Genomic DNA, 19,973 nt, shown 5'->3' with positions numbered 1-19,973 from the left:
CTTGCTGCTGCATCGCTTCGCGCGAATTTTTCGTTTCTGGAAAGCGTAATCGACACTGGGCGGCACCGCCATTAGTTCAGGTGCACTAGCGCCCGGTGGCTGGGGCGTCCTTCGCACCTGTATATCGAGACGGAAACCGCCTAAAGACCACGGCAAATATGATTCCGGACTTGCAAGAGGAGCGTACGATGTCCGCCACGATCTACGGCATCAAGACCTGCGACACGATGAAGAAGGCGTTTCGCTGGCTCGAGAGCGAAGGCGTCGCCTATCACTTTCACGATTATCGCGTCGAAGGCATCGACCGGGCTTCCTTGGAACGCTGGTGTGCCGCCGTCGGCTGGGAGAAGGTGCTGAACAAGTCGAGTACCACGTTCCGTGCCCTGCCAGATGCGTCGAAGATCGACCTCGACGAAAGTTCAGCGATCGATCTGATGCTCGCGGAGCCAACAATGATCAAACGCCCCGTTCTGGAGACCGGCGGCCGCATCGAGGTCGGCTTCAAGCCGGAGCGCTACGCGGTATTGTTCAGGGGCTGAAGACAAGACAGTCACCTATGGTCCGGGTGTCACCACCAAGTCTCCTCTTGCAGAGTGTTCATGTTTTGTTCTAGTTTGTCGGATGCAACTGGCATTCGACCTCGACTTGCCTGCCGAAGCGGCGCCGACCGTAAAACGAGCCCGCGCACCGAATCCCATTGTGGGGCGTCGCCGCGCCGAGCAACTTAGCCTACCGGGTCTTCTGCATGCTCCGATCGCATCGCTGTTTTTGGCTATCTGCCCTGACGCATGTGCGTCTGCGGAAATCGACCAGAGGATTGTCCCGGCAATTAAGGGTGCTATCGCCAGCAAGATCGGCATTGTGCCTGGAGAATGCAGGCACATCTCGATGGTCGGCTTCGGAAAGTTCGACCACGTTGCTCCAGCACAGGTCGACAAGCTGGATGCCCTATTGCGTGAACTGAAAGCCCCAGCCTTTCCTGCGATCTTCGACCGACTGATGACATTCGGCCCGCGTGGTGCCGTCGTCATGACAGGTGTGGACTGTGTTGGGCCCCTGCGCGATTTTCATGACAGGGTTTGCGACGCTTTGCAGTTGCCCCGGCATTGTCGCAACTTCACGCCACATATGACTGTCGCGCGCGCGCCGCGGATCATGCCGGAGCTTGAGATTCCGCCGGTCTCCTGGCAGGTGCGGGAGTTTCAACTCATCCACAGCCTGCGCAAACCTTATCGGCATGTCATCGAGGCGCGCTGGCCGCTCGCAGCTTGATGTGCAGTGCACCATAACCGGCTTTCGAGTGGACCAGCGCGGCTAAACGGTTGTGCGCCGGCACGCTGGTCGTAAGCTCCGCTCCAATGGATTCTCACGCGCGTTCTCCGGTCACGTATGCGATCTCGGGCATGATCGCCATGGCGGTCGCCATGGGTATCGGCCGTTTCGTCTATACTCCGATCCTGCCCGGCATGATGGACGGTCTCGGCCTCTCTGCGTCCGACGCCGGGCTGATCGCTTCGGCCAACTATGCAGGCTATCTGGCCGGCGCCATTCTTGCCGCGGGCAATTGGGGCCAGGGCAGGGAGCGGGCGATTGCAATGGCCGGCCTTGCCGCCAGCACGGTTCTCGCTGCGGCGATGGGCCTGACCGAAAGCGTCGCATTGTTCCTGGCGATCCGCTTCCTCGCAGGCGTCGCAAGCGCCTTCGTGATGATCTTCCTGTCGACCATCATCTTCTCGCGGCTGGCGGCGGGTGGACGCAACGACCTTCAGGCGTGGCATTTCGGCGGTGTGGGGGCCGGAATTGCCGTCTCGTCGGTGATGACCGGTGCCCTGCTTCTGGCCGGTGCCGAATGGCAGGCGAGCTGGCTCTGGTCGGGCGTGTTGTCTGCAGCAGGGTTCGCGGTGGTGTTCTGGTTGGTCGACAAGGGGCCTGCGGCGGCCCAACGACCCATTGCCGAGCCGGCCATGCCGATGAGCCCGGCAATGGTGCGCATCATTCTCGCCTACGGCCTGTTTGGTTTTGGCTACATCGTCACCGCCACCTTTCTGGTTGCCATCGTCAGGCAGGGCGATGCGGGACGGTTGTTCGAGTCGGTGGTCTGGTTTGCCACCGGCCTGGCGGGGTTCTTCTCCGTGTGGCTCTGGGGCAAGGCTGTCAGGCGGCGTGGTCTCGCCACCATTTTTGCCGCTGGCTGCGTGGTCGAAGCCGTTGGCGTCGCGGCCAGCGTCAGCGTCGGCGGGTATGCCGGCCCGTTGATCGCGGGCGTCCTGCTGGGCGGTACATTCATCGCCGTCACCGCCTTTGGGCTGCAACTCGGGCGCCAACTGGCCGGTGAAGCGCCACGGCGGGTGCTGGCGCTGATGACGGCGGCCTTCGGGCTCGGTCAGATTCTCGGGCCAATCGTTGCAGGGCTCGTGGCGGACCGCACCGGCAGCTTCACCGCGCCGTCCTTGCTTGCCGCCGCGACGCTTCTGCTCTCGGCAATCATTGGCTACGGCGTCAGGCCGCAGACCTGATCGCTACCCGTCGGCGGGCGTGGCTGGTCCTGTCGCGTCAAGATAGCCGCGATATGTGACGCACTTCACTTCGGCCCGCGCGCATGCATCTTCGGTGAAACGCTCCAGCGCACGCCAGTACGCCCCACCGTTCATAAGCGTGAAATGCAGGCCGATCTGCAGCGGAACGCGATTGCCTTCGAGTTCGGCATCGAGCGCGGCGCGAAATGCCGCAAGCGTGCGTTCCTCGAAAGCGCCATCTACATCTTCCGTCTCTACGGCTTTGGAGTGACGCACGAAGAGGTTGTAGTCCATGGCGATCACCGCGCGGCCCTTGGGACCTTCGGGGATCATTGGCAGCGCGAAGCGCCTGACAGGGCCTTCCGTTGCCATCGCCGGTCCGCTCGATACCGTGCTTGCATCATAGACGAAACCGGTTTGCGCCAGCGCATCGAAGAGACCCGGCCCGGTGGAGAGATAAGGCGCGCGGAAGCCGACGATCTCGTTTCCGACAAAGTCTTTCCAGTCGTCGGGTTCCCGCTCGCCGATGCCGTTTCGCTGCCAGGCATCGGTCAGCAGTGCCGAGAACTGTCCGAACTCGCTCTTCCAGTCGGCCGCGCTCCAGTCGCCTCCGTCGAAATGGCCGCATGCGTGGCTCGCGATCTCGTGACCCTCCGATAGTGCGATCCATATCTGTTCGAGGCGTTGAGCGGCCTCATCGCGCGACTCGGCGAAACCGACATTGGAACCGCCCGCCGCATGGCGCGGCGGCTCGTATATCGCCCGATCCTCGCGCGCCACGGCATAGACGCAGGACAGGAAATAGGTGAATCGCGCGCCGGTGCGCTCGGCAAGCGCGCGGCTGCGCTCCCATTGCTCGATCGGCCCCGCGCCGTCGAAGGAAATCATCACATATTGGAGAGGGCGATCACGCGTTTCGTCGGCAAAAGCCGGAGCGGTGCTCAGGCAGGCGATGACGGCGAGGGCGGAACAACGGGCTGAAGACATGGGGAAACGCAACGCAGTATACATATTGAGGGTTCCCGTTCCTCGCAGGCGAATATGGCGCGCGTGGGACCTCGCCGAGCTGTCTTGCCACCCCTAAGCGATCACGGTTTTTGCCAAAGCCCCTTCCATGGCCAAGAAATTTCGCTAAAACCCATGCCGATATAGGCCTGATACGGAAAATCCGGGCCTGATTTTCCCCTAGACGCCGGTGACCGATGTCGGACGACAGTTTCATTCGCGAAGTAAACCAGGAGCTCCGCCAGGATCAGGCGAAGGCGCTGTGGGACCGTTTCGGCCCCATCACCATCGCCATTGCGGTGGGTGTGGTGCTGGTTACCGCCGCATGGGTTGCCTGGGACTACTGGACGCAGACGCAGGCCAACAGCTCGGGCGATGCCTACTCGCAAGCCTTGTCCCTGGCACGCGAAGGCCGGACCGACGAGGCGACTGCCGCACTGGAGCAGCTCGAGGCCGATGGCCACGGCGCCTATCCGGTTCTGGCACGTATGCGCGGCGCGACCGTGCTGGCCCAGGCGGGCGACTACGAAGGCGCGGTTGCCGCCTTCGACAATGTTGCTTCAGACAGCTCGGTGCCGGGCTCGATCCGTGACATGGCCAAGCTGCGCGCCGGGCTGCTTCTGGTCGACCATGGTTCCTACGAGGATGTGTCGGCCCGTGTCGAGGCGCTGGCGGTCGAAACCAATACGTTGCGCCATTCGGCGCGCGAGGCGCTGGCGCTGTCCGCCTGGAAACAGGGGCGCACGGAGGATGCCGCAACCTTGTTCAACCAGATCATCGATGACGAGGGCGCACCTCAGAACATGCGTCAGCGAGCCGAACTCATGTCCGAACTGATCCGCGGTTCGGGCTCGTCGTCGTGACGAATCCGGATGCGCTTCAAGGTCTCGATCATCGGCCGTCCCAACGTCGGCAAGTCGACGTTGTTCAACCGGCTTGCCGGGCGCAAGCTCGCGCTCGTTGACGACACGCCCGGCGTGACGCGCGATCGGCGCGTGCACCCCGCAAAACTCTTCGATCTTCGCTTCGATGTCATCGACACCGCCGGTCTCGAGGATGCCGCCGCATCATCGCTCGAAGGCCGCATGCGCGCTCAGACGGAAACCGCGATAGACGAAGCCGATCTGGTGCTGTTCCTGATCGACGCCCGCACGGGCCTGATGCCGGATGACCGCACCTTTGCCGAAGTAGTGAGGCGTACGGGCAAGCCCGTGGTGCTGGTTGCCAACAAGGCGGAGACACGTGGTGCCCAGGGCGGCATGCTCGAGGGGTGGGAACTCGGTCTCGGCGAGCCGATCCCCATTTCGGCTGAGCACGGCGAGGGCATGCCCGATCTGCGTGAGGCGATCATCGAAGCGCTGGGCGAGGAGCGCACGCTGGGGGACGATGAGGACGAGCCGGCTGCGGTTGCTTCCACGGGCGTGTTGATCGGCGAGGATATCGAGGATCCCGATGACGAGACCGTGCCGGAGTATGATGCGACCAAGCCGTTGCGCATCGCGGTCGTCGGCCGTCCGAATGCGGGCAAGTCGACGCTTATCAATACCCTGCTGGGTGAGGAGCGGCTGCTGACCGGCCCTGAGGCGGGCATCACGCGCGATTCGATTTCGGTCGACTGGGATTGGCGTGGCCGTCGCATCAAGCTCTTCGACACAGCCGGCATGCGCCGAAAGGCCCGCGTCCAGGAAAAGCTTGAGAAGCTGTCCGTCGCAGACGGTTTGCGCGCCATCCGCTTCGCCGAGGTCGTGGTGATCGTATTCGACGCGACCATCCCGTTCGAGAAGCAGGATCTGCAGATCGCCGATCTGATCATCCGGGAAGGGCGCGCGCCGGTTCTGGCCTTCAACAAATGGGACCTGATCGAAAACCGGCAGGAACTTCTGGCCGAGCTGCGCGAAAAGACCGAGCGGCTGTTGCCGCAGGTGCGCGGCCTCCAGGCTGTGCCTGTTTCCGCAGAGACGGGCAGGGGCCTCGACAAGCTGATGGAGGCGATCGAAAAGACGCATCGCGTCTGGAATAGCCGTGTCTCCACCGGCAAGCTCAATCGCTGGCTGGAAGGTGTGCTTACGCACCATCCGCCTCCGGCAGTCGCCGGCAGGCGGCTCAAGATCAAGTACATCACCCAGGCCAAGACCCGCCCGCCGGGCTTCGTCCTCTCCTGTTCGCGGCAGGATGCCATGCCGCAATCCTACATCCGCTATCTGGTCAATGGCCTGCGCGAGACGTTCGAGATGCCGGGCGTGCCGATCCGCATGGCATTGCGCGCGCCGGACAATCCGTTTGCCAACAAGGCCAAGAAGCGCCGCTGAGGCGCTTTGCCGCGCCTGGCGCGGCCGCCACAATGTCGTCTTTCCCGCACCGTTAACGCTCCATCAAGGTTAATGCCCGACTATCGCGGCCTGTTCAGTTGGGTTGCGTTTCTGGAGAAAATTCGTGCTGCGTCGAAAGGTTTTGCGCCGGCGGGATGTCGTTGGCAGCATGCGATCCCTCGCTGCTCCTTTCATGGTCGGTCTCGGCATTTGGGTCTGTTCGCCGACCCAGGCCGCCTACCAGGATATTGCCAGCTATGTTTCCGGCGTCGAGCGGGGCGGAGAGCGTTGGGGCTCCTTCGTCGAGCGCGCGGTCGCCGGCTCCGTTCATCAGGCAGAAATGCCTTTTCTCGATTCCACGACAACGGGCTCGATTTCCGGCGGAGGCCTGAATGCGGCCGGTCTTGGCGCGGTCGCTTTCCGCGGCAAGGGCGCAGCGAGCGAAACGCCTGACGAGGCGCGCATCAACCGGTCCGACAAGCGCGGCCGCATCGTCAACGTTGCGCCTGTGGCGCCGCCGAAGCTGTTCAACGCCGGCTCGGTGTTCGAGCGCACCAGCTCGCTGATCGACCTCAAGGCCGAGCCGGAGGTCGCAATGGCCTTCGCCGTGCCGGACATCAAGGGCAAGGAAATCCAGATCGCCGGGGCCTTCCATATCAAGGAAGACAAGATCGACCCCGGCGTTCCGGCTTTCCTTGCCTCGCTGGTCACCAATGAGAAGGCCGACATTCTGGCGACAGCCTATGCGCCGCCGGAGCCGGACTACGCGACCGCCTCGCCGTTTGCCAGCCTGCTAAAGAACGAGCAGGACGAGACCGCCGGCCGGTTCATTCCGCCCGTTGTGGCAGGCGACCACGAATGGATGAGCAAGCCGCTGCCGGCTACCGTATTCTCTTCTGCGGAGCAGAAGTGCCTCGCCGAGGGCATCTATTTCGAGGCGCGCGGAGAAGACGTCAAAGGCCAGGCGGCCGTCGCGCAGGTTATCCTCAACCGTGTCCGCAACCCGACCTATCCTTCGACGATCTGCGGTGTGGTCTACCAGAACCGTAGCTGGCGCAATCGCTGCCAGTTCTCGTTTGCCTGCGACGGCTCGCGCCCGCGCGTGCGCAGCGCATCTCACTACAAGGTGGCGCAGGATGTCGCCATGGCCGTCACCGCCGGCAAGATCTTCATTCCAGAGGTGGGGTCGGCCACGCACTATCACGCCACCTATGTCCACCCCGGCTGGGCACGAACCATGGAAAAGATGAAGAAGATCGGCCTCCATATCTTCTATCGCACCTATGGCGGCGGCTGGAGCTGAGGCCGCCTTGGCGCGGGGATTCGCGCCAATCCGCCCGGCTTTGCCTGACGACGCATTGTCGCATATGGTCAAGTAATTGAAATTATTTGGCAAATAAGTTCCGTCCAGCCGTCCCGCCCCGGCTTGACTGGGGACATACCCCTAACTATGTTGCGCGCGACTTTGAAAGCGGAGAGCCGATACCGGCTGTTCGGGCAGGAGGTTCGCGATGGCCGGCTCAAACAGGCCAGACGAAACCGGAGACGAAAAGCCCGGCGCAGCGGCAGGATCGCCCAACCGCGAGCAAGACCTCGTCCGCCGCAGCCGTGAACTGGATGCGGCTCTCGCAGCCAGAAAACCGGCGCGGGACGAAACCGAAAGTAAACCCGCGACCGGCGGCATGGCCGGTTTCGGACAGGCGCTGAAGCTGTCGAGCGAGTTCATCGCTGGGATAGCGGTGGGGGCGGGCCTGGGATGGCTGATCGATCGCGTGGCGGGTACGTCGCCATGGGGTCTCATCATCTTCCTGCTTCTGGGGTTTGCCGCTGGCGTGCTTAATGTCCTGCGTTCAGTGGGCATGGTCGCCGAGGGAGGGCCGGGAAAGGCGCGGAATGGCGCCGGACGGCCCAATTGAGATTGAATTGCGCCGCGTGGCGCGCGTGACGCATCGAGGGGGTCCAGGTTGGCCAACGATCCAATTCACCAGTTTCAGATCTCGAAACTGATTCCGATCGAAATCGGTGGGCTCGATTTCTCGTTCACCAACTCGTCGCTGTTCATGGTCGCCACCGTGGCGACCGCAGGCGCGTTTCTTTATCTGACGACCTCCAGCCGCGGTCTGGTTCCCAGCCGTCTGCAGTCGGTTTCGGAGATGTCCTACGAATTCGTCGCCAACATGCTGCGCGACGCTGCCGGCACGCACGGCATGAAGTTCTTCCCGCTGGTGTTTTCGCTGTTCATGTTCGTGCTGGTGGCAAACCTGCTGGGCATGTTCCCCTACTTCTTTACCGTCACCAGCCACATCATCGTCACCTTCGCGCTTGCGATGCTGGTGATGGGCACCGTCGTCATCTACGGCTTCTGGAAGCACGGGCTCAAGTTCCTCGGTCTCTTCGTGCCCGAAGGTGTTCCGGCCATTCTCGTGCCGCTGGTGGTGCTGATCGAGGTGATCTCGTTCCTGTCGCGTCCGATCAGCCTTTCGGTGCGTCTTTTCGCCAACATGCTGGCTGGTCACATCACGCTCAAGGTTTTCGCCGGCTTCGTCGTCTCGCTGGGTTCGCTGGGCGCGCTTGGCATCGGTGGCGCAATTCTGCCGCTGCTCATGACCATTGCGCTGACCGGCCTCGAGTTCCTGGTGTCGTTCCTGCAGGCCTACGTTTTCGCAGTGCTGACCTGCATGTATCTCAACGACGCGCTACACCCGTCGCACTGACCCGTTCACCGGCGGGCTCTCCCGCCAACTTCGAAACCGCATCAATCTCAAAGTTCCATTGAAGGAGTTCTACCATGGAAGCGGAAGCAGCAAAGTTCATCGGCGCCGGTATTGCCTGCCTTGGCATGGGCGGCGCGGGCATTGGTCTCGGCCACATCTTCGGCAACTACCTCGCCGGCGCCCTGCGCAATCCTTCGGCTGCTGACGGCCAGTTCGGCCGCCTGATCTTCGGCTTCGCGGTGACGGAAGCGCTCGGCATCTTCTCGCTGCTGGTCGCGCTGCTGCTGCTGTTCGCAGTCTAAGACCGAAGCCGTATATTGTCGGCCGCCTTGTGCGGCCGGCCACTCTCTAGACAGGGGTAGCCCATGTTCGTGGCGCCTGCATTCGCGCAGGAATCGGAAACGGAAGCGCACGGCGAGACGCAATCCGAAGTGGGCGTCGACCACGGCGCTGGCGGCGGTTCGTTCCCGCCATTCGATTCTTCCACATATCCGTCGCAGCTTCTCTGGCTGGCGATTACCTTCGGTCTGTTCTACCTGTTCCTGCAGAAGGTGGTTCTGCCGCGCATCGGCGGCATCCTCGAGGTGCGCAGCGATCGCATCGCGCAGGATCTCGACCAGGCCGCCAAGTTGAAGGAAGAGGCGGACGCTGCCCTTGCTGCCTACGAGCAGGAGCTTGCCGACGCCAAGTCCAAGGCGAATGCGATTGGCCAGGAAGCCCGCGAGGGCGCCAAGGCGGAAGCCGAGGCAGAACGCAGGCAGGTTGAGGCAGCGCTGGATTCCAAGCTTTCGGAAGCCGAGGCACGCATCGCGCTGATCAAGGACGCCGCCATGCGCGACGTCGGCCAGATCGCCGAGGAAACCACCGGCCTGATCGTCAAGGAGCTTGTCGGCACCACGATCGACAAGGCTGCGGTTTCATCGGCGGTCAAGGCTTCGAGGAGGTAGGACCATGGATGCTACATTCTGGGCCACAGCCGCTCTGCTTATCTTCCTCGCGCTTATGGCCTATCTGCGTATACCGGGGATGATCTCGAAGTCGCTCGACGCGCGCGCCGAACGTATTCGCAACGACCTTGAGGAAGCGCGTCGCCTGCGCGAGGAGGCCCAGCAACTGCTGGCCGAATACCAGCGCAAGCGTAAGGAAGCCGAGCAGGAAGCGGGCGATATCGTCGCCGCCGCCAAGCGCGAGGCCGAGCTTCTGGTTTCTGAAGCCAAGCAGAAAACCGAAGACTATGTGGTGCGGCGTACGGCGCTCGCGGAGCAGAAGATCGCTCAGGCCGAGCGTGACGCAGTCAACGAGGTGCGCAGCAGCGCAGTGGATATCGCCATCGAGGCTGCCGGCAAGCTGCTCGCAGACAAGGTCGATGCCCGTGCTGACGCCGCGCTTTTCAAGTCGACGCTTGACGACGTCAAGGCGAAGCTGAACTGATCGGTTCTACCGGTTCGAACATTCTAAAGGTCGCCTCCGGGCGGCCTTTTGTTATGGTGCGTCCTTCGAGACTCGCTTGCTCGCACCTCAGGATGAGGGAGGTGGGTTGATCAAATTCTCCCACGGTCGGCTCGATGGACGTCAAAGAAGCGCCCCTCAAGCCCGCAACATTGCCGAGCGGTGCACAACCGTCCTCATCCTGAGGTGCGAGCAAGGCGAGCCTCGAAGCACGCATGACGGCAAACAGGCTTTTTAGGCAACTGCTCTTTATGTGCGGAACGGCGCGAAGGACAGCCTGTGCAGCCGTGTTACCGGCCCGTGTTCCAGGATCGCGGTGCGATGGCGGACCGTCGCGTAGCCCATATGGAGCTCGAAACCGTAGCGCACGTCACAGGCTCCGGCGCGCGCCATCATCCGGTCGCGCATGACCTTGGCGACGATCGAGGCGGCCGCGATCGACTGCGAGCGCTGGTCACCCTTGACGACCGCGCGACCGAGACAGGGGAGCCCGGGTGGAACGTCCCGGCCGTCCGCAAGCACCAGCAACGGCTTCACCGTAAGCGTGGCCACTGACCGGCGCATGGCTTCCAGGCTTGCCTTGCGGATATCGCCGCTGTCGATGGAACCCGCGCATACGGCCGAAAACGAGACCGCCTTCGCACGAGTGAGGATTTCGGTGAACACGCCTTCGCGTGCTGCTGCATCCATCCGTTTCGAATCGTCCAGCCCATCCGGAATGTTCTCAGGATCGAGGACGACGGCGGCCGCAACCACCGGGCCTGCGAGAGGCCCCCGGCCGGCCTCGTCGGTGCCGGCCACGGGCCAGCGGCTATCGCGCAGGGCCTCCCTCTCCAGCGAGAAATCCGGTCGCACGGGCAGGTCGAACAGAAGCGGAGAATCGGGCTGTGGTCGTGGCATAGCCTGTCGATGCTTGCACCGGCTGAGGCCCCGGTGCAAGCAGCGAACCATTCCACAGCGAACGTATCCACTTGTCGTCGGGCAAAAGAAAAGCGGAGAACCGGAGCGCGGGCGAGGCACGTTGCGGCGATGCTCGCGGGGCTCCGGTTCTCCAGTCCTTCCCGCCGGATGGGGCGGGGCGGGAAGGCTCCGTCGGGTGCCAGGGGACGGGGCAGGCTGGACGGAATTCGCTTGCGCGGGCGACGCTGGACATCACCGACGCTGCCCATGATTACTAGAGCAGCATCAACTGCTCGCCCGCCTGGGCCGGCGGCTTGAACAGGTCGGTCCGCAGCCGTCTCTTCTCAACATTGAGTTCCAGCCGCTTTGCCGCGATTTCGAAGCGCCGGCCGATCTGCCATGCATAGGGGCCGGCCCCCTTCATGCGCTTGCCCCACTCGGCGTCGTAATCCTTGCCGCCGCGCATCGAGCGTATCAGCGAGATCACGTGGCGATAGCGGTCGGGATAATGCCGCAGCAGCCAGTCCTTGAAGATCGGCGACACCTCCAGCGGCAGACGCAGGATGATGTAACCCGCCTCGCGCGCACCGGCCGCCTGAGCGGAATCAAGGATACGTTCGATCTCCTGATCGTTCAGCGCCGGGATCACAGGGCCGATCATCACCGAGACCGGCACCCCCGCATCTGCCAGCGTGCGCAGAGCCTCCAGCCGCTTCGGTGGCGTGGCCGCACGCGGCTCCATCATCCGTGCCAGCTTGCGGTCGAGCGTGGTGATCGAAAGCGCCACCTTGGCCAACCCCTTCTCGGCCATGCGCCCGAGAATGTCCGCATCGCGCGTCACCAAGGCCGACTTGGTGACAATGCCGACAGGATGGTTATGCGCCTCCAGCACTTCGAGAATTTCGCGCATGATGCGCCACTGTTTCTCGATCGGCTGGTAGGGGTCGGTGTTGGTGCCGATCGCGATCGTTCGGGGCTCATAGCCGGGTTTCGCCAGTTCCCGCTCCAGCAACCGGGCAGCGTCCGGCTTGGCAAACAGCTTCGCCTCGAAGTCCAGCCCCGGCGACAATCCCATGAAAGCGTGGGTCGGCCGCGCGAAGCAATAGACGCAGCCATGCTCGCAGCCGCGATAGGGATTGATCGAACGGTCGAATGAGATGTCCGGCGACGTGTTGCGGGTGATAATATTGCGCGGCTTCTCGACCTGAACTTCGGTCTTGAACGGAGGCAATTCCTCGAGGCTGTTCCACCCGTCGTCGAAGACATGCCGCGTCAGCGGCTCGTAGCGGCCGGAAGGATTGACGCTGGCCGCGCGGCCGCGCCGCCTGTCGAAGCCGACGCGGAGCCCGCTATCGTCCACCAGCGCGTTCGCCGCGGCCGCGCCGCCGCCTGCGAAGGCTGCCATATCCGCTTGTCTGATCGGTTCCATGTCTGGCTCCGTTGGCGAACGACTCGCCTGTTCGTGATGAAACTATTCCTATTTGCGCGAACGGAACAAAGCAAGAACTTTTTCTGTTGCAGTGCAGCACTGGCGTTAGCCTGCGCTTTCGGCTATGCGGGTTGTATGCTGTCCGTACTGATCGAGACGCGGAATCATGAAGATGCGCTGGCGCGCACGCTCGCCTCGCTCGTTGGCGGTGCCGTCGAAGGCGTTGTCCGGGAGGTGATCGTTTGCGACCGAGGCTCGTCCGACCGCACCCACACCGTCGCCGATCATGCAGGTTGCAACTATCTGGCAGGTGCCGACGTGCTTTCGTGCATCAGGCAGGCGCGCAGCGAGTGGATACTGATCCTGGAGCCGGGTGCACGGCTCTTGGAGGGGTGGATCGATGCCGTTCTGAGCCATGCGGAAGGCACCACCGGCGCTGCCCGCTTCACGCGCGCGCGCCAGTACAGGCAGCCCTTCCTCGCCCGCGTCTTCGCCGGTCGTCGACCGCTGGCAGACGGGCTGATGATAACCAAGCGCCAGGCGCTATCGCTGGCTCGAGCTGACGGTTTGGCGATCGCTCGGTCGGTATCGGCACGCAGGCTGGGCGCGGAGATTCTTCCCGCGCCGCCTTCCGCAAAGACAGCCTAACTTTCTCCGCCGCGCTTCAGGTGTTCGTCCAGCCGCGGCATGATCTCCACGAAGTTGCATGGCATGTGGCGGTAGTCGAGCTGCGCCTTAAGAATATGGTCCCAGGCGTCGCGGCACGCTCCCGGCGAGCCGGGCAAAACGAAGACGAAGGTGGCATCCACCACGCCGCCAGTCGCCCGCGACTGGATCGTGGACGTGCCGATCTTGTCGTATGAGATGCGGTGGAACACTTCGGAGAAGCCGTCCATGCGCTTCTCGAAAATCGGCTCCAGCGCTTCCGGCGTCACGTCGCGGCCGGTGAAGCCGGTGCCGCCTGTGGTGATGATCACGTCGACAGCATCGTCCTTCGCCCAGCCACGCACGACGGACCGGATCGCTTCGACGTCGTCCTGCACTATCTCGCGCGCCGCGAGCCGATGGCCGGCGATTTCGATCCGCTCGACCAGTGTTTGCCCGGATTTGTCGTCCTGCAGCGTTCGGGTGTCCGAGACGGTGAGCACGGCGATGCCGACGGGCAGGAAAGGTCTGTTCTCGTCAAGTGGCATCTGCTCGAGCCCTTTCGATCGTTCGCGTCGCCGTGACGTACCATGCAGGGTACCGTGCGGCGATGGCGGATGCGGCGACCTCTGCCTCGGCGGGCGAGTTGAACAGGCCGAAACAGGTTGCCCCGGAGCCTGACATGCGCGCCAGCGCCGCGCCGTTGGCGGTGAGCGCCGACAGCACCTCGCCAATCTCCGGCGCTAGCGCTTGAGCCGGTGTTTCCAAGTCGTTGCGTGTGTCCGCAAGCCACGCAGGCAATGCCTGCGGTCCTGGCAGCACCGGCAGAGGCGGGTTGTCGCGGCTGGCAAGCGCGCGGAATATTGCCGGCGTGGACACCGCGATGCCGGGGTTGGCCAGCACCATATGAAGCGGTGCAAAGCTCTCGACCGGCTCGATCTCTTCTCCGATCCCGCGCGCCATCAATGGTCGCGCGTGAAGGCACATCGGCAGATCCGCGCCAAGCGGCAGCGCCGCCCTCGCCAGCGCCTCGGTGGAAAGATCGAGATCCCACAAGCGGACCAGTGCCCGCAGCGTCGCCGCTGCATCGCTTGAGCCGCCGCCGATGCCGGAGGCGACAGGCAGGTTCTTTTCCAGCGTGATCGCGACCGGCGACAGGCCGTCGTAGATGCGCCGCAGCAGGTCGCGCGCCCTCAGCACGAGGTTGTCGGCCTCGTCGTCGAGCAGACCAGCGAAAGGACCCTGGATGGTAAAACTGTCTTGCTCTGCCGCCGCGACCGACACTGTGTCGCCTACCTCGGTGAACACCACGAGCGTGTCGAGCAGGTGATAGCCATCCGCCCGGCGACCGGTGACATGCAGCGCAAGGTTCACCTTGGCCGGCGCGTGCTCGACGATTTCTGCAGGCATGGACCGGCGTTCAGTCCTTCAGGAGGTGGTATTCGCCGGTCTTGGGGTCTTTCACCAGCGTGCCCTGCGAGCCCGTGCGCTGCTCCGCCTCGGCGCGCCGCGCTTTCGCTGTCAGGCGCTCTGCCTCGCGTATGAAGGAGCGGTAGCCGACATAAGCGACGATGCCGAGCGCCGCGAAGAAGATGAGCTGGGGCATTTTCCGGTCTCCTCCCGGATTGGGATGCTAAGGGTCACGGTGCCAGTACGGACCCAATTCTAGTGCCTTTTCCCGCGTCGTCAAAGGCCGAACCGGCTCCAAAGGGCGCGTTCTTCCGCCGCATCGAAAAGCCCATCTGCTGCCGAAGCCGCGATCCCGTTCGCCTGGGAGCTGAACACGCCGAGCTTGCGCCCGAACAGGCCGCGCGGCATCGATACAAGTTGCAGCCGCGTCTTCTCGCCATATCTCTGCTTGAGAAACGAGCGCATGTCTCCGAGCGCGTCGACAAGGCCCAGCTCCATGCCCTTTTTTCCGGTCCAGAACATGCCGGTGAAAAGGTCGGGGTCGTCGGCAAGCTTGGCCTCGCGCCGCCCCTTGACCAAGTCGATGAAGGTCTCGTGGATTTCGAGCTGAAGGGCCTTCAGCCGCTCCACGTCCTCCTTCTTCTCCGGGCTGAACGGATCGAGGATGGACTTGTTGCGCCCGGCGGTGTGGACGCGGCGTTCCACTCCGATCTTCTTGATCATTTCCTGGAAGCCGAAACCCGCTGACACGACGCCGATGGAGCCGACGATGGAGGAAGGGTCCGCGACGATCTCGTCGCCGGCCACCGCGATCATATAGCCGCCGGATGCCGCAATATCCTCGACGAAGACGATGACGCGCTTGTTCTTTTCCTCCGCGAGGTCTCGAATGCGCCGGAAGATCAGACGTGACTGAACCGGCGAGCCGCCGGGCGAGTTGATGGAGATCGCGACCGCGGGTGCGTCCTTTGTCGCGAAAGCCTTCTCGATCAGCCCCGCTGTCGAGGCCAGCGACAAGGCTGGTCGGAACTGGTTCCCTCCCGCCATGATAGCGCCGTGCAGCCGAATGACGGGAATGGTGATGGCGCCGGAGCGCATGGAGCGGGGAAGAAGGCGGCTGAAAAGTCGTCTCAAAGGGCAGGTCTCCACTGTTCCTTGTGGATGTAGGCATTTGCAGCGCGCAAGCAATATGGGGCGCCACGCCTTTGTGGCTCAATCGCCGAAAAGTGTAGCCCGGCCGTTGTTGATCGCATCCGCATGCTGCGAGAAGCGGCGACCCGTCGGTTCGTGTATCGCCAGGGCCGGCATCAGCGTCAGCCCCGCGCGCGAGCCTCGCAAGGCGCGAACCAGGATCCGTATCGCAGGCTCGTGCGTGCGGGGGTGAATGGGCAAGATCTGCGCCGCGCCGAACCGTCCCTGCATCGCGGCCAGGATTTCCGGTAGCGAACCAGGGCGGGCGATGATCGAGAGTCCCCCACGCGGGCGCACGATTGCCGCCGCTGTGCGCAGCCAGCGCTCGAACAGCCCGTCCTCCATCACATGGGCCGAGCGGCGCAGAGCGTCGGGCGAGGGGCGGTCTGCCGCGGCGTTGAAGGGCGGGTTCATCAACGCGAAATCGAAAGCCCTGTCGGCGAGGCCGGCTGTCATCCGTGCCTTGCCCGTCAACGTTACATCGGCTTCGATTACGGAGGCGCGGTCGCGTAAGCCAGCATTGGCCTCGTGCGCAATCGAGCGCCGCGCGTAGTCGGCCATTTCCTGATCGCGTTCCACAAGGGCCACCGTGGCCTCCGGACAACGCGTGGCAACTGCAAGTCCGGCCGCGCCGGCGCCAGAGCCGAGATCGGCGAGCCGGCCTGCGAAGGAGCACGGCACGCTTGCGGCTAGCATCATGGCGTCCATGCCGGCACGATGGCCGCGCCGCGGCTGTATCAGATGAAACGCCCCCCGGTGGAAGGCATCCAGCGTGGACTCTTCGGCCTTGTCTGCGATCTCCGCGAACGCCGTCATTGCTTGCCCAGTTCGCCCGCGATTCCGGCCTCTTCCAGCAGGTGGCGCGCGGCATCCAGGTCGTCGTCCGAAACCATGACGCGGCGCGGGAGGATCCCCAGCGAACCCTCTATGACGCTCATGTTCTGGTCGGCCACGAAGTAGGAGATCCCCGCGTCGCGCAACAGCGCCTCGACGAACGAGATCAATACGGGGTCGTTGGTGCGCATCAGTTCGATCATGGCGGCGAGGCTTTCAGGTTGCAGCGCTAAAGTAAACGACAAACCGCGCCAATTCGCCACTTGCCGCGCCTCATGCGCCTGCCTAGAGTCGCGCAAGAAAGTTACGGGCGGCGGGCCGCGCTCAAGGGAGTTTCATGTGGTGGGTGTCGTAGTCAATCTGGAGGGTGGTAAACGCGAAAACGCCTCCATCGAGGCGCTGATCGCGCTGACGCGCGCGGATATGGGCCGCGTCAACGAGCTCATCCTGTCGAAAGCCGGCTCCGACGTCGAGATGATTCCGGAAGTCGCCAATCACCTGATCTCGTCGGGCGGCAAGCGGCTTCGGCCCATGCTCACCCTCGCGGCCGCGCAGATGTTCGGCTACCAGGGTGATGGCCACATCAAGCTGGCGACCAGCGTGGAGTTCATGCACACCGCGACCCTGCTGCATGACGATGTCGTCGACGAGAGCGACATGCGGCGCGGCAAGCGCACGGCGCGCATGATCTGGGGCAACCAGGCGAGCGTGCTCGTCGGTGACTTCCTGCTCGGCCAGGCGTTCCGCATGATGGTCGAAGTCGGATCGATCGATGCTCTCGACATTCTCTCCACCGCTGCGTCGATCATCGCCGAGGGCGAGGTCATGCAGCTCGGCGTGGCAAAGAACCTGGAAACCACCGAGGACGACTATCTCGCCGTCATCAAGGCGAAGACGGCAGCCCTGTTCTCGGCAGCCGCAGAGGTCGGGCCGATCGTTGCGGGAGCGTCAAAGACGGACCGCGCGGCGTTGCGTTCCTACGGCATCAATCTCGGCCTTGCTTTCCAGCTCATTGACGACGCGCTCGACTATGGCGGCGATTCCAAGAACCTCGGCAAGAATGTCGGCGACGACTTCCGCGAGGGCAAGGTCACGCTTCCCGTCATCCTCAGCTACCGCCGTGGTTCCGCCGAGGAGCGCGAATTCTGGAAGGCGGCGATCGAGAACGACCGCACCGACGACGAATCGCTTGACCGCGCCCGTGGCTTGATGACCAGGCACGGCGCTATCGGCGACACCATCGGACGGGCAAGGCACTTCGGCGAGATTGCCCGCGACGCTCTCGCGCCGCTCAGGCAGACGCCGCAAAAGCAGGCGATGCTCGACGTGATCGACTTCTGCATCAGCCGCGTAAGCTGAAGGGTTAGGCCCTGCCGCGCTACGGCTGTCCTGATCGTGAAGTAAGGCGGATTGAACCGCGACCGCAAAAAGGCCATGCTTTGTGCCTTCAACGTCTGACATGCTCGCCGTGTCGGGCGCGGCGGACCGACAGGAAGGGAACCAATGCGGCTTAAGACTGGACGCTGGATCGTGGCTGCGGGATTGGCAGCCGGCATCGCGACAGGCAATGCGTGGGCAGCGCCGGAAACGGACGAAACGGTATCGATCAAGACGCTGTCAGGTGCCTATCTTGCGGCCCGGGTCGCCGAGACGGACAACGATCTCGCATCCGCGATCGCCTATTACCGCCGTGCCATCTCGTTCGATGCGGACAACCAGACGCTGCAACAGAGCCTGATGCTTGGCCTGATCTCGGAGGGCAGCTTCGACGAGGCGCTGCCTTATGCCGAAAAGCTCAAGGAAGTGCCCGAGGTCGAGCGCTTCTCGCGCCTTGCACTCGCCGTCGACTCGATCCGCGGCGAGCGCTACGTCGAGGCTGAAACGTGGCTCAAGCTGACGCTCGAATCGGACCTGGACAGACTGATCACCGGTCTCATGACCGCCTGGGCGAAACTTGGCGCTGGCGACAGCGCGGGCGCGTTGGCGTTTGTCGATCAGCTTTCGGGTCCTGAATGGTACGACCTTTTCATCGGTTATCACCGTGCCCTGATCGCCGAGCGCGCGGGCGACATGGAGACTGCGCGCACGGCCTTCGAGGCGACGCTGACCAATGTGTCGGGTGGCGGCGCGGCTCCGGAAGTGTTCCTGCGCAGCCTGGAGGCCTATGCGGGCTTCCTGGCGCGCGAGGGTGAAAACGACAAGGCGCTGGAGGTGCTTGCCAAGGCTGAGGAGTTCGCGCCGGGCCGAGTCACGATCCAGGCACTGCGCGAGGACATTGAGAGCGGCGAACAGGCCGCGCCGCTGGTGCCAGACGCGCAGGCGGGTGCCGCCGAAGCGCTCCTCAATCTCGCAACGGCCCTTAACCGCAGCGGCGGCGAATCCTTTGTGCGGCTTTACCTGCAATACGCAGTGGCGCTGCGGCCGGACAGCGACGCGATCCTCGTCCAGCTTGCCGGCATCGCCGAGCAGCAGAGCAACGCCGAAGCGGCCATCGCCAATTATGAGAAAGTACCTGCATCGTCGCCGATGCGGCGCATCGCCGAATTGCAGCTCGGTCTCAACCTCGCCGATCTGGAGCGTTTCGACGAGGCCGAAGGGCATCTGAAAGCCGCGCTTGCCGAAGACGAGAACGATATGCGGGCCTATCTCGCGCTGGGCGGGGTCTATGCGCGGCAGGAGAAATACCGGGACGCCGCCAACCTTTACGACCAGGCGGTCGCCCGCATGGGTGAGCCGACGCGGGCCGAATGGAACATCTTCTACCAGCGCGGCATCGCCTATGAGCGGTTGAAGGAGTGGGACAAGGCCGAGCCCAATTTCCACAAGGCGCTGGAGCTCTATCCAGACCAGCCGCAGGCGCTGAATTATCTGGGCTATTCCTGGGTCGACATGAACATCAATCTCGAAGAAGGGCTGGAGATGATCCAGCGCGCTGTCGAGTTGCGACCGAGCGACGGCTACATCGTGGATTCGCTTGGCTGGGCCTTCTACCGGCTCGGTCGTTTCGAGGATGCTGCACGCGAGCTCGAGCGCGCCGTGGGATTGATGCCCGCCGACCCGATCCTCAACGACCATCTCGGCGATGCCTACTGGCGTGTCGGCCGCAAGCTGGAGGCCACGTTCCAGTGGCGGCACACGCTCGCTCTGGAGCCGGACGACGAGGTAAAAGCCGACGCCGAGCGCAAGCTGGCGGAAGGCATGCAGCCGTTCGAACAGCGCGCGGACGCGAATGACGCTTCGGAGGAAACCCTGCCCGCCAACGTGGTGCCGCTGCCGGACGGTGCCGACAGCAAGGCCGACGAGCCGCCGGTTGAAACCGTGGCGGTGGGCAGCACTGTCCATGTCGTGTCGCCCGGACAGTCGCTGTGGTCGATCGCGGCCGAACTGCTGGGCGACGGCAACCGCTACATCGAGTTGCTGGACCTCAATCCCGACCTCCGTGGTGATCCCGGCCGCATCGTGCCCGGCTACCGGCTTAACCTGCCGCAGCCGGCAAACTAGCCGCTTTCGGTTCCACCGCGCTTCCTTGACGCTTGCGAACGGCCGCACTAGGACGTGCCACGTCCCGACA

23 protein-coding genes are annotated in these 19,973 nt (G+C 63.7%); 14 read left to right on the top strand and 9 right to left on the bottom strand.

What is annotated here, in order from left to right; translation table 11 throughout:
• The first annotated feature begins 188 nt into the window (after nucleotides 1-188).
• The 3 genes from ACVJNE_RS13590 (at nucleotide 189) to ACVJNE_RS13580 (ending at nucleotide 2,516) form a co-directional block, all read left to right on the top strand.
• Nucleotides 189-539, top strand: coding sequence for an arsenate reductase (locus ACVJNE_RS13590; protein WP_499566311.1), 351 nt, complete (start codon nucleotides 189-191; stop codon nucleotides 537-539).
• Between the two features lie 82 nt (nucleotides 540-621).
• Nucleotides 622-1,272: a 2'-5' RNA ligase family protein gene (locus ACVJNE_RS13585; RefSeq protein ID WP_499566309.1), complete on the top strand. Its 651-nt coding sequence runs from the start codon at nucleotides 622-624 to the stop codon at nucleotides 1,270-1,272.
• Nucleotides 1,273-1,403: 131 nt separating this feature from the next.
• Entirely contained in the window at nucleotides 1,404-2,516 is a 1,113-nt protein-coding gene (locus ACVJNE_RS13580; RefSeq protein ID WP_499566307.1) for a YbfB/YjiJ family MFS transporter, read from the top strand.
• Between the two features lie 3 nt (nucleotides 2,517-2,519).
• Here the strand turns inward: ACVJNE_RS13580 and ACVJNE_RS13575 are convergent, their stop codons facing one another.
• Nucleotides 2,520-3,503 carry a polysaccharide deacetylase family protein gene (locus ACVJNE_RS13575; protein ID WP_499566305.1) on the bottom strand — a complete coding sequence of 328 codons (984 nt, stop codon included), beginning with the start codon at nucleotides 3,501-3,503 and terminating at the stop codon, nucleotides 2,520-2,522.
• Between the two features lie 215 nt (nucleotides 3,504-3,718).
• Between ACVJNE_RS13575 and ACVJNE_RS13570 the strand changes: the two genes are divergently transcribed.
• From ACVJNE_RS13570 to ACVJNE_RS13535, 8 genes are all read left to right on the top strand, one after another.
• The gene (locus ACVJNE_RS13570; RefSeq protein WP_173186498.1) at nucleotides 3,719-4,384 is read left to right on the top strand and encodes a tetratricopeptide repeat protein; all 666 of its coding nucleotides are present in this window, start codon (nucleotides 3,719-3,721) and stop codon (nucleotides 4,382-4,384) included.
• Between the two features lie 9 nt (nucleotides 4,385-4,393).
• The gene (der, locus tag ACVJNE_RS13565; protein ID WP_499566303.1) at nucleotides 4,394-5,830 is read left to right on the top strand and encodes a ribosome biogenesis GTPase Der; all 1,437 of its coding nucleotides are present in this window, start codon (nucleotides 4,394-4,396) and stop codon (nucleotides 5,828-5,830) included.
• Nucleotides 5,831-5,957: 127 nt separating this feature from the next.
• Entirely contained in the window at nucleotides 5,958-7,133 is a 1,176-nt protein-coding gene (locus ACVJNE_RS13560; RefSeq protein WP_499566501.1) for a cell wall hydrolase, read from the top strand.
• A gap of 208 nt (nucleotides 7,134-7,341) precedes the next feature.
• Nucleotides 7,342-7,746 (top strand): AtpZ/AtpI family protein, encoded by a 405-nt coding sequence (locus ACVJNE_RS13555; protein ID WP_499566301.1) that lies wholly within the window; start codon nucleotides 7,342-7,344, stop codon nucleotides 7,744-7,746.
• Nucleotides 7,747-7,794: 48 nt separating this feature from the next.
• Entirely contained in the window at nucleotides 7,795-8,544 is a 750-nt protein-coding gene (locus ACVJNE_RS13550) for a F0F1 ATP synthase subunit A (RefSeq protein ID WP_368802486.1), read from the top strand.
• Nucleotides 8,545-8,618: 74 nt separating this feature from the next.
• Nucleotides 8,619-8,846 (top strand): F0F1 ATP synthase subunit C, encoded by a 228-nt coding sequence (locus ACVJNE_RS13545; protein WP_173186488.1) that lies wholly within the window; start codon nucleotides 8,619-8,621, stop codon nucleotides 8,844-8,846.
• 63 nt (nucleotides 8,847-8,909) lie between these two features.
• On the top strand, nucleotides 8,910-9,491 hold the full coding sequence (locus tag ACVJNE_RS13540) for a F0F1 ATP synthase subunit B (RefSeq protein WP_173186486.1): 582 nt from the start codon (nucleotides 8,910-8,912) through the stop codon (nucleotides 9,489-9,491).
• A gap of 4 nt (nucleotides 9,492-9,495) precedes the next feature.
• Entirely contained in the window at nucleotides 9,496-9,975 is a 480-nt protein-coding gene (locus tag ACVJNE_RS13535; protein WP_173186484.1) for a F0F1 ATP synthase subunit B, read from the top strand.
• A gap of 267 nt (nucleotides 9,976-10,242) precedes the next feature.
• On the opposite strand, the gene rnhB is transcribed toward ACVJNE_RS13535, so the two are convergent.
• Complete coding sequence (gene rnhB / locus ACVJNE_RS13530; protein WP_499566298.1) at nucleotides 10,243-10,893, bottom strand: ribonuclease HII; 651 nt, start codon at nucleotides 10,891-10,893, stop codon at nucleotides 10,243-10,245.
• Nucleotides 10,894-11,167: 274 nt separating this feature from the next.
• A complete protein-coding gene (locus tag ACVJNE_RS13525; RefSeq protein WP_499566296.1) occupies nucleotides 11,168-12,322 on the bottom strand; it encodes a PA0069 family radical SAM protein in 1,155 nt (384 codons plus the stop codon).
• 135 nt (nucleotides 12,323-12,457) lie between these two features.
• On the opposite strand from ACVJNE_RS13525, the gene ACVJNE_RS13520 reads away from it, so the two are divergent.
• On the top strand, nucleotides 12,458-12,970 hold the full coding sequence (locus ACVJNE_RS13520) for a glycosyltransferase (protein ID WP_499566295.1): 513 nt from the start codon (nucleotides 12,458-12,460) through the stop codon (nucleotides 12,968-12,970).
• Here the strand turns inward: ACVJNE_RS13520 and moaB are convergent.
• From moaB to ACVJNE_RS13490, 6 genes are all read right to left on the bottom strand, one after another.
• Nucleotides 12,967-13,515: a molybdenum cofactor biosynthesis protein B gene (gene moaB, locus ACVJNE_RS13515; protein ID WP_499566293.1), complete on the bottom strand. Its 549-nt coding sequence runs from the start codon at nucleotides 13,513-13,515 to the stop codon at nucleotides 12,967-12,969. The two genes, ACVJNE_RS13520 and moaB, sit on opposite strands and share 4 nt — an antisense overlap.
• Nucleotides 13,505-14,377 (bottom strand): 4-(cytidine 5'-diphospho)-2-C-methyl-D-erythritol kinase, encoded by an 873-nt coding sequence (locus tag ACVJNE_RS13510; protein WP_499566291.1) that lies wholly within the window; start codon nucleotides 14,375-14,377, stop codon nucleotides 13,505-13,507. Before ACVJNE_RS13510 ends, moaB begins: the two co-directional genes overlap by 11 nt.
• Nucleotides 14,378-14,387: 10 nt before the next feature.
• Nucleotides 14,388-14,573, bottom strand: a complete 186-nt coding sequence (locus tag ACVJNE_RS13505; RefSeq protein WP_173186470.1) for a hypothetical protein — start codon at nucleotides 14,571-14,573, stop codon at nucleotides 14,388-14,390.
• A gap of 80 nt (nucleotides 14,574-14,653) precedes the next feature.
• On the bottom strand, nucleotides 14,654-15,511 hold the full coding sequence (locus ACVJNE_RS13500; protein WP_499566289.1) for a S49 family peptidase: 858 nt from the start codon (nucleotides 15,509-15,511) through the stop codon (nucleotides 14,654-14,656).
• A gap of 78 nt (nucleotides 15,512-15,589) precedes the next feature.
• Nucleotides 15,590-16,384, bottom strand: coding sequence for a tRNA1(Val) (adenine(37)-N6)-methyltransferase (locus ACVJNE_RS13495; RefSeq protein ID WP_499566287.1), 795 nt, complete (start codon nucleotides 16,382-16,384; stop codon nucleotides 15,590-15,592).
• Nucleotides 16,381-16,605 carry a putative signal transducing protein gene (locus ACVJNE_RS13490; protein ID WP_499566285.1) on the bottom strand — a complete coding sequence of 75 codons (225 nt, stop codon included), beginning with the start codon at nucleotides 16,603-16,605 and terminating at the stop codon, nucleotides 16,381-16,383. The genes ACVJNE_RS13495 and ACVJNE_RS13490 overlap by 4 nt, the downstream gene beginning before the upstream one ends.
• A 139-nt stretch (nucleotides 16,606-16,744) precedes the next feature.
• On the opposite strand from ACVJNE_RS13490, the gene ACVJNE_RS13485 reads away from it, so the two are divergent.
• Complete coding sequence (locus ACVJNE_RS13485; RefSeq protein WP_379016056.1) at nucleotides 16,745-17,761, top strand: polyprenyl synthetase family protein; 1,017 nt, start codon at nucleotides 16,745-16,747, stop codon at nucleotides 17,759-17,761.
• 144 nt (nucleotides 17,762-17,905) lie between these two features.
• Nucleotides 17,906-19,903 carry a tetratricopeptide repeat protein gene (locus tag ACVJNE_RS13480; protein WP_499566283.1) on the top strand — a complete coding sequence of 666 codons (1,998 nt, stop codon included), beginning with the start codon at nucleotides 17,906-17,908 and terminating at the stop codon, nucleotides 19,901-19,903.
• The last annotated feature ends 70 nt before the right edge of the window (nucleotides 19,904-19,973 follow it).

The sequence above is a fragment of the Mesorhizobium sp. DxT genome (assembly GCF_058448885.1).
Note: the sequence above shows the minus strand (reverse complement) of the source record. Positions and strands in the feature narration are given on the sequence as shown.